Origin of the sequence: Arthrobacter sp. NPDC080082, from assembly GCF_040686595.1 — a bacterium.
Taxonomy (GTDB): Bacteria; Actinomycetota; Actinomycetes; order Actinomycetales; family Micrococcaceae; genus Arthrobacter.
In genome coordinates this window covers 340,954-355,152 of the sequence record NZ_JBFBKQ010000005.1, presented here as the reverse complement: position 1 = coordinate 355,152, position 14,199 = coordinate 340,954, and the positions used below count along the sequence as shown (strand labels likewise).

Below are 14,199 nucleotides of genomic sequence, written 5' to 3'. Positions count from 1 at the left end.
ACTGACACGATTAGGAGTGGACCCATGGCTGGCGCTCTGCGCAAGACAATGATCTATCTTGGGCTCGCCGACGGCGATGAACACTACGAGTCTGACCATCACACCCCGCACAAGGATGAGGACGAACCTATGGAGCACGACCGCGAGGAGCGCCGCGCCCCGGCCCCCGTCCGCGAAGCCCCCCGGGAAGAGCCCTATGCCGCCGAAGAGGAATACCGCGCACCCGTGACACCCATCAAGCGAGCGGCCGCCAGCCGCGAAGAGACCTCCGGCCTCCGGCAGATCACCACGATCCACCCGCGGTCCTACAACGACGCGAAGCTGATCGGTGAGAGCTTCCGCGACGGCATCCCGGTGATCATGAACGTCACGGACATGGGGGAGGCGGACGCCAAGCGGCTGGTCGATTTCTCCGCCGGACTGGTCTTCGGCCTCCGGGGCAGCATCGAACGGGTCACCAACAAGGTGTTCCTGCTCTCGCCCTCCTACGTCGAGGTGATCGGCGACGACAAGAAGGCCAGCGAGACCACGGCCTCCTTCTTCAACCAAAGCTAGTCCCTGATTCCGGCGGGGCGGCCAGGCAGGATCACCTGCCCGGCCGCCCCGCCGGAATTTTCGTGTTGAAATAGAAGCGCACCCCCCGGCCAGGACACTGCGGTATCCGGAACGAACATGGAGAACTGAACTAACTCATGGGAATTGTTTTCGGGCTGATCTATATCGCGCTGCTGCTCTTCTTTGTCGCGCTGATCGTGCGCCTGGTTTTCGACTGGGTCCAGATGTTCGCGCGCAGCTGGCGTCCCCGCGGCGCGGCGCTGATCACCGCCCACGCGGTGTACGCCGTGACGGACAAGCCGCTCAAGCTGCTGCGCCGGATCCTCCCGCCGCTCCGGCTGGGCGGGATTTCCCTGGACCTTGCCTTCCTGGTCCTCTTCCTGGCGGTCTCGATTGCCATGGGAGTAGCCAGGTCACTGACCTACGCGACGGCCGTCGCCATCTGACGCGGCCCGCGGACAGCACCATCATCAGATAAAAACTCCGGTCCAACACTGCGGTGTTGAATTAGAGGAACCAGACCATATTTAGGTACCGTAGTTTTGACGGCCGGAAGGCCTCCTGACTAACTAGACCAACGAGGTGACCAGATGGCTTTGACGCCAGAAGACGTTGTCAACAAGCGCTTTCAGCCGACCAAGTTCCGCGAAGGATACGACCAGGACGAGGTTGACGACTTCCTGGACGAAATCGTCGTCGAACTCCGACGCCTGAACCAGGAAAACGACGAGCTCCGTAAGAAGCTCGCCGAGGCCGGTTCCGGCACGGCTGCGGCCCCCTCCGCGGCCGCACCCGTCGTGGAAAAGGTCCCCGCACCCGTCAAGGCCGAGCAGGATGACCGCGCCAAGGCCGAGGCCAAGGCCAAGGCCGAAGCCGACGCAAAGGCCGCCGAAGCCGCGAAGAAGAAGGAAGCCGAAAAGGCTCCCGCCCCCGCCGCTGCGGCCCCCGTCGCCGCCTCCGCCTCCGCGGAATCCGCCGCCGGCCTGCTGGCCATGGCGCAGCAGATGCACGACAAGCACATCGCCGACGGCGAGCAGCAGCGCGACAAGATCATCGCCGAGGCACAGATCGAAGCCAGCAGCCTGGTCAACGACGCGCAGGAGAAGTCCCGCAAGATCCTGGGCGCCCTCGAGCAGCAGCGCTCCGTCCTGGAACGCAAGGTCGAGCAGCTCCGCGGCTTCGAGCGCGACTACCGCTCCCGCCTGAAGGCCTACATCGAGGGCCAGCTGCGTGACCTGGACGCCCGCGGTTCCGTCGCGGCCCCCGAGGTCGAAGCGAACTAGTCGAAGCGGACCACCAGCTTCAGCACGTATTCTGAAAGCCGGTGGCTGAGGACTCCTCGGCCACCGGCTTTCTGCATGTGGCATGACCGGAACCGGAACGAAAGCACTATGACGAACGCACCAACCCCCGCCGTCCCCCGGGACGCACCCGCCCGCAGGCCGCGCCGCGCGCTCCTGCTCTCCCTGTTCGCGGGCTTCGCCGTGTTCGCCTACGTCTTCGACCAGCTCACCAAGCTGTGGGTCACCTCCACCATGATCGAGGGGCAGCGGACCCCGGTCCTGCCCCCGCTGCTGCACTGGTATTACATCCGGAACTCCGGCGCCGCGTTCTCCATCGGCGAGAACGTCACCTGGGTCTTCACAATCATCATGGCCGCCGTCTCCGTGACCATCCTGCTGCAGCTGCGCAAGCTCGGCTCCGCTTGGTGGGCGCTGGCGCTGGGCCTGCTGCTCGGCGGCGCCCTGGGCAACCTGACCGACCGGCTCTTCCGCGACCCGTCCTTTGGCATGGGCCACGTGGTGGACTTCATCCAGCTCCCCAACTTCGCCATCTTCAACATCGCCGACTCCGCGGTCGTGTCCTCCGTGGTGATCATCTGCCTCCTGACCCTGCGCGGCATCCCGCTGGACGGCGTCCGGCGGCGCGAGGAAGCCCACGACGGCGACGAGCACGACGCCGACAAGGATGATGCCGACAAGCACGACGGCGGCAACCATGTCTGAACCGGCAGCCGGCGCGGCCCGGCACTACACCGTCCCCGAGGAGCTCGCCGGTGCCCGCATCGACGCGGGGCTGGCCCGCCTCATGGACATCTCCCGGTCCCAGGCCGCGGCGTTGATCGCCGAGGGACACGTCAGCACCGGCGGCAAGCCGGTCGGAAAGTCGCTGAAGCTCAGCGCCGGCGCCGGACTCGACGTCGTCGTCCCGGACCGCAGGGACCCCCTGGAAGTGGTGGAGGAAGTCGTGGAAGGCCTCACAATCCTGCTCGACGACGATGATTTCGTCGTGATCGACAAGCCCGTCGGCGTCGCCGCGCACCCCTCGCCCGGCTGGGTGGGGCCCACGGTCGTCGGCGGCCTCGCCGGCGCCGGGTACCGGATCTCCACCTCCGGCGCCACCGAACGCGCCGGGATCGTGCACCGGCTCGACGTCGGCACCTCCGGGGTCATGGTGGTCGCCAAGACCGAGGACGCGTACACCAAGCTCAAGCGGGCCTTCAAGGACCGCACCGTGGACAAGGTCTACCACGCCGTCGTCCAGGGCCTCCCGGACCCGCTCGCAGGCACCATCGACGCACCCATCGGCCGCCACCCGGGCCACGACTGGCGCTTCGCCGTCGTCGAGGACGGCCGCGACTCGGTCACCCACTACGAGGTCCTCGAGGCGTTCGGCAAGGCGTCCCTGGTGGAAGTGCACCTGGAAACCGGGCGCACCCACCAGATCCGCGTGCACTTCTCAGCGCTCCGCCACCCCTGCGCCGGAGACCTGACCTACGGCGCCGACCCGCGGCTGGCCGCCACCCTGGGCCTGACCCGGCAGTGGCTGCACGCCCGGCAGCTCTCCTTCGACCACCCCCGGACGGGGGAGCGGGTCACCGTCACCAGCGACTACCCGCAGGACCTGCAGTACGCGCTCGAGGTCCTCGCCTCCGGCAACGCCTGACGCCCACCGTCCGTGCCCGGCACTAGAATGAACCGGTGACTTCCAGCAACAATTCGTTCGTCCATCTCCACAACCACACCGAATACTCCATGCTGGACGGCGCCGCCCGGCTCGGGGAACTGTTCGATGAGACCGGACGGCTGGGCATGCCGGCGCTGGCCACCACGGACCACGGCTACCTGTTCGGCGCCTTCGACTTCTGGAAGCGCGCCACCGACGCCGGCATCAAGCCGATCATCGGCGTCGAGGCCTACGTCACGCCCGGCACCGCCCGCACGGACAAGACCAGGGTGCGCTGGGGCGAGGAAAACCAGCGCAAGGACGACATCTCCGGCGGCGGCGCGTACACGCACATGACGCTGCTGAGCTATAACAACACCGGCATGCGGAACCTCTTCCGTGCCTCCTCGATCGCGTCCCTGGACTCCGTCTTCGGCAAGTGGCCGCGGCTGGACCGGGAGCTGCTGAACACCTACTCAGAGGGGCTCATCGCCACCACCGGCTGCCCCTCCGGCGAGGTGCAGACCCGGCTCCGGCTGGGCCAGTACCGGGAGGCGTTGGAAGCCGCCGCCGAGTTCCGCGACATCTTCGGCGCGGAGAACTACTTCTGCGAGCTGATGGACCACGGCCTGGACATCGAGCGCCGCGTCACCGGCGACCTGCTGCGCCTGGCCAAGGAACTGAACCTCCCGCTGGTGGCCACGAACGACCTGCACTACACCCACGAGCACGACGCCAAGGCCCACGAGGCGCTGCTGGCCATCCAGTCCGGCTCCACCCTGCTCGAACCCACCTACGACAACGGCGGCTCGCGGTTCGCTTTCTCCGGCAGCGGCTACTACCTGAAGTCCCCGCAGGAGATGCGCGAGCTCTTCCGGGACCACCCGGACGCATGCGACAACACCCTGCTGATCGCCGAGCGCTGCGACGTCTCCTTCAACACCGGCGCCAACTACATGCCCCGCTTCCCCTGCCCCGAGGGCGAGGACGAGACCTCCTGGCTGGTCAAGGAGGTGGACAAGGGCCTGCACTACCGGTACCCGCAGGGCATCCCGGACAAGGTCCGCGCCCAGGCCGACTACGAACTCGACGTCATCACCTCGATGGGCTTCCCGGGCTACTTCCTGGTGGTCGCGGACTTCATCAACTGGGCCAAGAACAACGGCATCCGCGTCGGCCCCGGCCGTGGCTCCGGTGCCGGTTCCATGGTGGCCTACGCCATGCGCATCACCGACCTGGACCCGCTGCACCACGGCCTGATCTTCGAACGGTTCCTCAACCCGGACCGCGTCTCCATGCCCGACTTCGACGTCGACTTCGATGACCGCCGCCGGTCCGAGGTGATCGACTACGTGACGAAGAAGTACGGTGACGAGCGCGTGGCCATGATCGTCACCTACGGCACCATCAAGACCAAGCAGGCGCTCAAGGACTCCTCCCGCGTGCTGGGCTACCCGTTCAGCATGGGCGAGACCCTGACGAAGGCGCTGCCCCCGGCGGTCATGGCCAAGGACATCCCGCTGGCGGACATCCAGAACCCCGAGGCCAAGCGCTACGGCGAGGCCGGGGACTTCCGGCAGTTGATCGCCACCGATCCGGAGGCCGCCAAGGTCTTCGAGACCGCCCTCGGCATCGAGGGCCTGAAGCGCCAGTGGGGCGTGCACGCCGCCGGCGTCATCATGTCCTCGGACCCCATCATCGATGTCATCCCGATCATGCGCCGCTTCCAGGACGGCCAGGTCATCACCCAGTTCGACTACCCGACGTCCGAGGGCCTGGGCCTGATCAAGATGGACTTCCTGGGCCTGCGGAACCTGACGATCATTTCCGACGCCCTGGAAAACATCAAAATGAACCGCGGGGTGGACCTGGACCTGGAATCCCTGGCCCTGGACGACGCCGCCTCCTACGAACTGCTGGCCCGCGGTGACACCCTGGGCGTCTTCCAGCTCGACGGCGGGCCCATGCGGTCACTGCTGAAGCTGATGAAGCCGGACAACTTCGAAGACATCTCCGCCGTCCTGGCCCTCTACCGCCCGGGCCCGATGGGCGCCAACGCGCACAACGACTACGCGCTGCGCAAGAACGGCATCCAGCCGGTCATCCCCATCCACCCGGAGCTGGAGGAACCGCTCGCCGAGATCCTCGGCGGCACGTACGGCCTGATCGTGTACCAGGAGCAGGTCATGGCCGTGGCGCAGAAGCTCGCCGGCTACAGCCTGGGCCAGGCCGACATCCTCCGCCGCGCCATGGGTAAGAAGAAGAAGTCGGAACTGGATAAGCAATTCGCCGGCTTCTCCCAGGGCATGCAGGACAACGGCTACTCCATGGACGCCGTGAAGACCCTCTGGGACATCCTGCTCCCATTCTCCGACTACGCCTTCAACAAGGCCCACTCGGCCGCCTACGGCGTGATCTCCTACTGGACCGCCTACCTGAAGGCCCACTACGCCCAGGAGTACATGGCGGCGCTGCTTACCAGCGTCGGCGACGACAAGGACAAGTCGGCCATCTACCTGAACGAGTGCCGCCGGATGGGCATCACGGTGCTGCCGCCGGACGTCAACGAGTCCGCGTTGAACTTCACCCCGGTGGGCAACGACATCCGCTTCGGCATGGGCGCCATCCGCAACGTCGGCGCCAACGCCGTCGACGCCATGGTGGCCGCCCGCGAACGCGAGGGTGCCTTCACTTCCTTCAAGGACTTCCTGATGAAGGTCCCGGCCGTGGTCTGCAACAAGCGCACCATCGAATCGCTCATCAAGGCCGGCGCCTTCGACTCGCTGGGACACCACCGGCGCGCCCTCGCCATGGTCCACGAAGAGGCGATCGACTCCGTCATCACGCTCAAGCGCAACGAGGCCATCGGCCAGTTCGACCTGTTCGCCGGGATCGAGGACACCGAATCGGAGTCCTCGCTCAGCATCGACATCCCGGACCTGCCCGAATGGGAGAAGAAGGACAAGCTCTCCTTCGAGCGGGACATGCTGGGCCTCTACGTCTCGGACCACCCGCTGCAGGGCCTGGAGGGCGTCCTGACCCAGCACGCGGACCAGTCCATCACCTCGATCATCGCCGAGGACGGCCCGCACGACGGCGCGATCATCACCATCGCGGGCATGATCACCTCGCTGAGCCGGCGGATCGCCAAGGCCAGCGGCAACGCCTACGCCCGCGCCGAGATCGAGGACCTCGGCGGCTCGGTGGAGGTGATGTTCTTCGGCCAGGTCTACGGCCCCATCGCCTCCGTCCTGGCCGAGGACCTGATCGTCGTCGTCAAGGGCCGCCTGCAGCGCCGGGACGACGGGGCCATCGCGGTGAACTGCATGGAACTCTCCGTGCCGGACCTCAGCGAGGGCCTGGACGGGCCGCTGGTGATCACCATGCCCACGCACAAAGCCACCGAGGCCGTCGTGAACGAACTCGGCGAGGTCCTGAAGACCCACCGGGGCAAGTCCGAGGTGCGGCTGCACCTGCACGGCGACTCACGGGTGGAGGTGATGGGCCTGCCGGTGCACCTGCGGGTCAACCCGAGCCCCTCGCTCTACGGCGACCTCAAGGTCCTCCTCGGGCCCACGTGCCTGGACGGGTAAGGACTCAGATCTCGTAGTCCAGCGGCACCGGCTGGGAGTAGGCGCCGCCGTGGTAGAGCAGCGGCACCGAGGCTCCGCCGACCGCGCCGTCGACCACTTCGACGACCACGACGGCGTTGTTCTCGAAGGACAGGCGCATCTGGATCTTTCCGATCAGCCAGCCGGAGACGTCCTTGAGGACCGGGACCCCGTGCGGTCCCTCCTCCCAGTGGTCGCCCTCGAAGCGGTCCCGTCCGCGGGCGAAGCGGTCGGCCAGGGTCTGGTTCTCCAGGCCCAGCATGTGAACGCCGATGTAGCTGGAGTTGGCGACGGCGGGCCATGAACTGGACGTCCGGGCCATGTTGAAGGTGAACCGGGGCGGCTTGGCCGACAGCGACGCCACCGAGGTGGCCGTGAACCCGTAGGGAGCCCCGTTGTAGCTCGCGGTGATGATGGCGACGCCCGCGGCGTGCCGGCGGAACATTTCCTTGAACGTTCCCTCGAAGGGCTCTTCGGCTGACGACACGGTGGTCCATCTCCCTGCTGTGGTGCGGCTGTTGCTGGTGCCAGCGTATTCCCGCAACGCCCGACGGCGGTATTCGGCCGGTCGCGGGGCGCCGCGCGGCGTCATCCTGGCCCGGCCGGCGTGCCGGAGGGCGCGGAATCCTGGGTTAAGGTTTGTTGCATGACACAACCCGCGGTGCACCCGCCCGTCGACCCCCACGGCTCCGGCGCCGCGCCCACCGACGGCACACCCGGGAATACCGCCGGCACCGGCGGGACAGGATGGGGCGACGGCGCTGACACCCCCACGCCCAGGCGCCGGCGGGTGCCGTGGCGCGGACTGCTGGTCATCGCCCTGGCCGGGATCCCGGTCGGGCTGCTCTGGTGGGCTCTGGCGCCCACCGGCCTGAACCTGATCAGCCGTGACCCGGCGCTGGCCAGCGGCAGCAACCCCTCCACCTGGCTGCCCCGGGACCTGGTCCTGGCCGGGCTGTACCTGGCGGCCGGCTGCGTCGGCGGGATCCTGGCCGCCGGCAGCAAGCCGGCCAGCCTGCCGCCGCTGACCGTCATCGGTGCCGTCGCCGCGGGCGCCGTCGGTGCCCTCCTGGCGTGGGGGACCGGCGTCCTGGCCGGCGCGGTCTTCACCCCGGCCGGGGACACCTCCGCCAGTGCCAGCATCGCCTTCTCGCTACGGGCCTACGCCGTGCTGCTGGTCTGGCCCGCGGCCACCGCGCTGTCCATCTTCGTCGCCTCCCTGTTCGGCCACCCTGACCAGGAGCCGTAAAATAGGCGGGTGACTTCCTCTGCCGACCGCCCCGCGTCCCTGGTACCCGCCTCCACCGGCCTCGATTTCCGGACCGTGGACGTCCGCGGGCGGCAGCTGACCCTCGCCGGCCTTCGCGCCGCCGTCCCGCGGGCCCAGCACGGCACCGTGGCCGACGCCGAGGGCAAGGTCCAGGAGATCATCGCCGACGTCCGGGGCCGCGGCCTCGCCGCGCTGAGCGACCTGGCCAAGCGGTTCGACGGCGTCGAGCAGTCCCACCCGCGGGTGCCCGCAGAGGCCCTGCAGTCCGCGCTGGACGGCCTGGACCCGGAGGTGCGCGCCGCGCTGGAGGAATCCATCCGCCGCGCCCGGCTCTTCGCCGACGCCCAGCGTCCGGCCAACACCGACGTCGCCCTCGGCGACGGCGCGGTGGTCAGCCAGAACTGGGTGCCGGTCTCCCGCGTGGGCCTCTACGTTCCCGGCGGCCTGGCCGTCTACCCCTCCTCGGTGATCATGAACGTGGTCCCGGCGCTGGCCGCCGGCGTTCCCTCGATCGCGCTGGCGTCCCCGCCGCAGAAGGACTTCGGCGGCCTGCCGCACCCCACCATCCTCGCCGCCGCCGCGCTGCTGGGCATCGATGAGGTCTACGGGATCGGCGGGGCGCAGGCCATCGCCGCCTTCGCCTACGGCGTCCCCGCGGACGGCTCCCCGGCGGACGCATCCGACACCGCCCTGCCCGGCATCGACCCGGTGGACGTCGTCACCGGCCCGGGGAACATCTTCGTCGCCACCGCCAAGCGCCTGGTCAAGGGCGCTGTCGGCATCGACTCGGAGGCCGGCACCACCGAGATCGCGATTCTGGCCGACGCCACCGCCCACCCCGGGCTCGTGGCCGCGGACCTGATCAGCCAGGCCGAGCACGACCCCAAGGCCGCCTCGGTCCTCATCACCGACTCCGAGGATCTCGCCGCGGCCGTGCGCCGGGAGCTCGACACCCAGGCCGCCGCCACCAAGCACAGCGCCCGCGTCCGGGAAGCCCTCTCCGGCCCGCAGTCCGGCGTCGTCCTGGTCGAGGACCTGGAGCAGGGAATCGCCGCCTGCGACGCCTACGCCGCCGAGCACCTGGAAATCATGACCTCGGATGCCGCCGCCGTCGCCGCCCGGATCCGCAACGCCGGCGCCATCTTCGTGGGCGACTACAGCCCGGTCAGCCTGGGCGACTACTGCGCCGGGTCCAACCACGTGCTGCCCACCAGCGGCACCGCGGCCTTCTCCTCGGGCTTGAACGTCACCACCTTCCTGCGCGCCATCCAGGTCATCAACTACGACCGGGCCGCGCTGGAGGTCGTCAGCCGGCACATCGTCAGCCTGTCGGTGGCCGAGGACCTGCCGGCGCACGGCGAGGCCGTGACCGCCCGGTTCGCCAACCACAACATGTAGTAATTACAGGCTTGTTATTCGCCCAGATCTAGTCGTAGACTGAATCCGGAAGCCCCGCCAGCGGTGCTTCCTTCCGGAGTTGCGGCAGGAAAGGAAGAGACGTGTATTGCCCGTTCTGCCGTAATCCTGACTCCCGCGTGGTGGACAGCCGCATCGCCGACGACGGCTCGGCCATACGCCGCCGCCGCCAGTGCCCCGAATGCGGCCGCCGCTTCACCACCGTGGAAACCACCAGCCTCACCGTGATCAAGCGGTCCGGCGTGGGCGAGCCGTTCAGCCGGAGCAAGGTCATCAATGGTGTCCGCAAGGCCTGCCAGGGCCGGCCGGTGACAGAGGACGACCTCGCCATGCTGGCACAGGAGGTCGAGGAGACCATCCGCGCCGCCGGCGCCGCCGAGATCGAGGCCCACGAGGTGGGCCTGGCCATCCTGAACCCGCTGCAGCGCCTCGACGAGGTCGCCTACCTGCGGTTCGCCAGCGTCTACCAGGCATTCGAATCCCTCGAGGACTTCGAGTCCGCCATCGCCCTGCTCCGCCACGAGGCGGAGACCAAGGGGTTGGAGGGCCAAGGCCTCGACGGAAAACCGGCCCAGAAGAGCCCGCTCTAGGCACCCACAGACTCCGGTGGTGGCAACGGAGGGGAAGCCGCAGCCACCACCGGCTCCACAGTGAGATCCGAAAAAGAAGAACCGGCCCGCAGTTGGACAACTGCGGGCCGGTTCTTTGTTTCTGGCGCGGGTCTTACTGCCTGAGCAGAGTAGCGGGCTACTTGGCCAGCTTGTGCGTCAGCGCCACCTCAATGGCCGCGCCCACGATGCCGGCGTCGTTCTTCAGCTCGGCGGGAACGATCGGGGTCCGCAGCGACATGTGCGGCAGGTACTCGTCCGCGCGCTTGGAGATGCCGCCGCCGACGATGAACAGCTCGGGGGAGAAGAGGAACTCCACGTGCGAGAAGTAGCGCTGCAGCAGAACGCTGTATTCGGTCCAGCTCAGGCCGTCGCGTTCGCGGGCGACGGCGGAGGCCTTGCTCTCGGCGTCGAAGCCGTCGATCTCCAGGTGGCCGAGCTCGGCGTTGGGGACCAGCTTGCCGTTGAAGATGAACGCGGAGCCGATGCCGGTGCCCAGGGTGATCACCAGGACGGTGCCGTCGACGCCCTTGCCGGCACCGTAGCGGGCCTCGGCGAGGCCGGCGGCGTCGGCGTCGTTGATGACCTCCACCGGGCGCCCCAGCTTGGCGGTGAGCAGCGCGTCGATGTCCAGGTTCAGCCACGCGTGGTCGACGTTGGCGGCGGAGTGGACCACGCCGTGCTGGATGATGCCCGGGAAGGTCACGCCGACGGGGCTGTCGGCCTCCGGGGCGTCGGAGCGCTTGGACAGCTCGGCCACCACCTGGGCGACGACGTCGGCCACCGCCTCCGGCGTCGAGGGCTGCGGGGTCGGAACCCGGAGCCGGTCGCCCACCAGCTTGCCCCTCTTCAAGTCGACGATGCCGCCCTTGATACCGGTGCCGCCGATATCAATGCCGATCAGCGGGGCGTTCTTCTTCGACTTGTCGTCCTTCTTGGCCAATGTGTGTCCGTTCGTGGCTGGGGGCAGGGGCTGGTGACGCGCGCTGCGCGGCTCGTGCTGAAAAGGTGGTGCGGGGACTGCGGGTCAGGGGAGGGTGAGGACGTCGGCGCCGGAGTCGGTCACCAGCAGCGTGTGTTCGTACTGCGCGGTGCGTTTCCGGTCGCGGGTCACCACGGTCCAGTCGTCGGCCCACATGTCCCACTCGATGGTGCCGAGGGTGAGCATGGGTTCGATGGTAAAGACCATACCCGGCTCGATCACGGTGTTGTAGGCGGGCGCGGCGTCATAGTGCGGGATGATCAGGCCGGTGTGGAATGCCTCGCCCACGCCGTGGCCGGTGAAGTCGCGTACCACGCCGTAACCGAAGCGCTTGGCGTAGGAGGCGATGGTCCGGCCGATCACGTTGATCTCCCGTCCCGGGGCCACCGCGCGGATTGCCCGGCGCAGCGACTCCTCGGTGCGTTCCACCAGCAGCCGGGACTCCTCGTCGACGTCGCCCACCAGGAAGGTGTGGTTGGTGTCGCCGTGGACGCCGCCGATGAACGCGGTGATGTCGATGTTCAGGATGTCGCCGTCCTGGACCACGGTGCTGTCCGGGATGCCGTGGCAGATGACCTCGTTCAGCGAGGAACACAGCGACTTCGGGAAGCCCCGGTAGCCCAGCGTGGAGGGGTAGGCCTTGTGGTCAAGGAGGAACTCGTGGCCCACCCGGTCCAGTTCGTCCGTGGTGACGCCCGGTTCGATGTGCTTGCCCACCTCGACGATCGCCTGGGCGGCAATTTTGGAGGCGACGCGGATCTTCTCGATGGTCTCCGCGGACTTCACCTCGGACCCGGTGAATTTCGCCGGCGCGGGCTTCCCCACGTACTCCGGACGCGGAATCGACGCCGGCACGGCACGCTGCGGGCTGATCGTGCCCGGGACAAGGGTGCCAATGGGTGCAGTCGAGGTGAGGGAAGGCATAGATTGATTCTATAAGCAGTGGCCTAAGCCGAAAAAAATGCAGCCGCCCGGCACGTGCAGAAGGAGATCCGATGGCCGAGTATTGGTACAACGTCAACACCCACGAGATCGAGGAGGACGCGATGTCGGACTGGAGCCAGCTCATCGGCCCGTACAAGACCCGCGAGGAAGCCGAACACGCCCTCGAAAAGGTCAAGGCACGCAACGAGGCGTGGGACAAGGGCGACGACGACTAAACAGCCACCCCGGGCGCGCTCCGGCGCCCGTCGGCGGCTCCGGCCAGGGCCGGGACACCGTTCGCATCACCATCCATCCATATCCGGGTGCCGGCACGACCGGTACCGCTAGGAGGTTCATCATGGCCGAACTCTCGCCGGAATACGCGGGACAGTGGCGCTTCGACCCAACCCACACGCGGATCGGGTTCTCCACCCGGCACGCGATGGTCACCAAGGTCCGCGGGGCCTTCAACGACTTCGACGGCGTCATCACCGTCGATCCCGTAAACCTGGAACGCTCCTCGGTGGAACTGACCGTCAAGGTGGCGAGCATCGACACCCGCAACGCGGACCGGGACCAGCACCTGCGCACCAACGACTTCTTCGACGCCCCCACCTACCCGGAAATCACCTTCAAGAGCAGCCGGGTGGACCAGGTGGACGAGGGCCACTTCATCGTCATCGGCGACGTGACCATCCGCGGGGTGACCAAGGAGATCTCCATCCCGCTGGACTTCATCGGCGTCGAGCGGGACCCCATGGGTAACCTCCGGGCCGGCTTCGAGGGATCGCGGCGGATCGACCGGCAGGACTTCGGGCTGAAGTGGAACACCGCCCTAGACTCCGGCGGCGTCCTGGTCTCGGACAAGATCACCCTCGAGTTCGAGGTCTCCGCCATCAAGGTCGAGGACGCCTCCTAAGCCCAGTCAGCCTAGGGCGCAGCCCGCCTAAAAGGAATGCTCGGGGCCCGGGAACTGCCCGGAACGGACGTCGTCGCCATAGGCGCGGGCGGCGTCCGTCAGGGTGGTCCGGAGGTCCGCGTACTGCTTGACAAATTTGGCCATCTTCCCGCCGCGCAGCCCCGCCATGTCCTGCCAGACCAGCACCTGGCCGGTGGTGGCGTTGCCGGCCCCGATGCCGATGGTGGGGACATCGAGGGCGGCGTCGACGGCGGCCGCCGTCGCGGCCGGGACCATCTCCATCAGCACGCAGAACGCCCCGGCGTCGGCCAGGGCCACCGCATCCTCGATCAGGCGCGAGGCGTCGTCGCCCCGGCCCTGCACCCTGTAGCCGCCCAGGGCGTGCTCGCTCTGCGGCGTGAAGCCGATGTGGGCCATGACCGGGATGCCGGCCTGGACCATGGCGCGCACGGTGTCCGCGTAGAACGCCCCGCCTTCCATCTTGACCGCGTGCGCCAGACCCTCCTTGAGGAAGCGCACGCCGGTCGCGACGGCCTGCTCGGCCGAGACCTCGTAACTGCCGAACGGCAGGTCCGCCACCACCAGGGCGCGGCGGGCGGAGCGGGTCACGGCCCGGCACAGCGGGAGCAGCTCATCGACGGTCACCGGCAGGCTGGTCTCGTTGCCGAAGACGTTGTTGGAGGCCGAGTCACCGACCAGCAGCACCTCGATGCCGGCGTCGTCGAAGATCTCCGCGGTGTACTGGTCATAGGCGGTCAGCATGGCGAAGCGTTCGCCCCTCTCCTTCGCCTGGCGCAGGTGGTGGGTGCGGATCCGCCCGGCGGGCTTCGCGGCGGCCGGCGCCGCCTGCGCGGGGCCGGCGCCGTAGGGGGCGGGAAGTTCTGCGGACATGCCGGAATCGGGGCTGGTGCTGGGGGCCATGGAATGAGCGTAGTGCGATACCGGGGGTCCTAGCTACCGGAGGGGCC

General features: G+C 68.2%; 15 protein-coding genes. 11 read left to right on the top strand and 4 right to left on the bottom strand.

The window, feature by feature from the left end; genetic code table 11:
* Positions 1-24 precede the first annotated feature (24 nt).
* From sepF to dnaE, 6 genes are all read left to right on the top strand, one after another.
* Complete coding sequence (gene sepF, locus AB0O44_RS12705) at positions 25-555, top strand: cell division protein SepF (protein ID WP_290258180.1); 531 nt, start codon at positions 25-27, stop codon at positions 553-555.
* A gap of 137 nt (positions 556-692) precedes the next feature.
* The gene (locus tag AB0O44_RS12700) at positions 693-1,001 is read left to right on the top strand and encodes a YggT family protein (protein WP_290258179.1); all 309 of its coding nucleotides are present in this window, start codon (positions 693-695) and stop codon (positions 999-1,001) included.
* Between the two features lie 144 nt (positions 1,002-1,145).
* On the top strand, positions 1,146-1,838 hold the full coding sequence (locus AB0O44_RS12695) for a DivIVA domain-containing protein (protein WP_364137832.1): 693 nt from the start codon (positions 1,146-1,148) through the stop codon (positions 1,836-1,838).
* Between the two features lie 108 nt (positions 1,839-1,946).
* Positions 1,947-2,561 (top strand): signal peptidase II, encoded by a 615-nt coding sequence (gene lspA, locus AB0O44_RS12690; protein ID WP_364137830.1) that lies wholly within the window; start codon positions 1,947-1,949, stop codon positions 2,559-2,561.
* The gene (locus tag AB0O44_RS12685) at positions 2,554-3,501 is read left to right on the top strand and encodes an RluA family pseudouridine synthase (protein WP_364137828.1); all 948 of its coding nucleotides are present in this window, start codon (positions 2,554-2,556) and stop codon (positions 3,499-3,501) included. The genes lspA and AB0O44_RS12685 overlap by 8 nt, the downstream gene beginning before the upstream one ends.
* 35 nt (positions 3,502-3,536) lie before the next feature.
* On the top strand, positions 3,537-7,094 hold the full coding sequence (gene dnaE, locus AB0O44_RS12680; RefSeq protein ID WP_290258173.1) for a DNA polymerase III subunit alpha: 3,558 nt from the start codon (positions 3,537-3,539) through the stop codon (positions 7,092-7,094).
* Positions 7,095-7,098: 4 nt separating this feature from the next.
* Here the strand turns inward: dnaE and AB0O44_RS12675 are convergent, their stop codons facing one another.
* Entirely contained in the window at positions 7,099-7,557 is a 459-nt protein-coding gene (locus tag AB0O44_RS12675; protein WP_290258259.1) for a flavin reductase family protein, read from the bottom strand.
* 201 nt (positions 7,558-7,758) lie between these two features.
* On the opposite strand from AB0O44_RS12675, the gene AB0O44_RS12670 reads away from it, so the two are divergent.
* From AB0O44_RS12670 to nrdR, 3 genes are all read left to right on the top strand, one after another.
* Positions 7,759-8,361 carry a hypothetical protein gene (locus AB0O44_RS12670; RefSeq protein ID WP_364137826.1) on the top strand — a complete coding sequence of 201 codons (603 nt, stop codon included), beginning with the start codon at positions 7,759-7,761 and terminating at the stop codon, positions 8,359-8,361.
* A gap of 9 nt (positions 8,362-8,370) precedes the next feature.
* Positions 8,371-9,780 (top strand): histidinol dehydrogenase, encoded by a 1,410-nt coding sequence (hisD, locus tag AB0O44_RS12665; protein WP_364137824.1) that lies wholly within the window; start codon positions 8,371-8,373, stop codon positions 9,778-9,780.
* 101 nt (positions 9,781-9,881) lie between these two features.
* A complete protein-coding gene (nrdR, locus tag AB0O44_RS12660) occupies positions 9,882-10,388 on the top strand; it encodes a transcriptional regulator NrdR (RefSeq protein ID WP_364137822.1) in 507 nt (168 codons plus the stop codon).
* Between the two features lie 157 nt (positions 10,389-10,545).
* On the opposite strand, the gene ppgK is transcribed toward nrdR, so the two are convergent.
* Together ppgK and map are read right to left on the bottom strand one after the other, a co-directional pair.
* On the bottom strand, positions 10,546-11,349 hold the full coding sequence (gene ppgK / locus AB0O44_RS12655) for a polyphosphate--glucose phosphotransferase (RefSeq protein WP_290258169.1): 804 nt from the start codon (positions 11,347-11,349) through the stop codon (positions 10,546-10,548).
* Between the two features lie 84 nt (positions 11,350-11,433).
* Positions 11,434-12,312: a type I methionyl aminopeptidase gene (map, locus tag AB0O44_RS12650; protein ID WP_364137820.1), complete on the bottom strand. Its 879-nt coding sequence runs from the start codon at positions 12,310-12,312 to the stop codon at positions 11,434-11,436.
* Positions 12,313-12,383: 71 nt separating this feature from the next.
* On the opposite strand from map, the gene AB0O44_RS12645 reads away from it, so the two are divergent.
* Together AB0O44_RS12645 and AB0O44_RS12640 are read left to right on the top strand one after the other, a co-directional pair.
* Positions 12,384-12,548, top strand: a complete 165-nt coding sequence (locus AB0O44_RS12645; protein ID WP_290258167.1) for an SPOR domain-containing protein — start codon at positions 12,384-12,386, stop codon at positions 12,546-12,548.
* Between the two features lie 122 nt (positions 12,549-12,670).
* On the top strand, positions 12,671-13,231 hold the full coding sequence (locus AB0O44_RS12640) for a YceI family protein (protein WP_364137818.1): 561 nt from the start codon (positions 12,671-12,673) through the stop codon (positions 13,229-13,231).
* Positions 13,232-13,258: 27 nt separating this feature from the next.
* Here AB0O44_RS12640 and panB read toward each other — a convergent pair whose 3' ends face one another.
* Complete coding sequence (panB, locus tag AB0O44_RS12635) at positions 13,259-14,152, bottom strand: 3-methyl-2-oxobutanoate hydroxymethyltransferase (RefSeq protein WP_364137816.1); 894 nt, start codon at positions 14,150-14,152, stop codon at positions 13,259-13,261.
* Between the last annotated feature and the right edge of the window lie 47 nt (positions 14,153-14,199).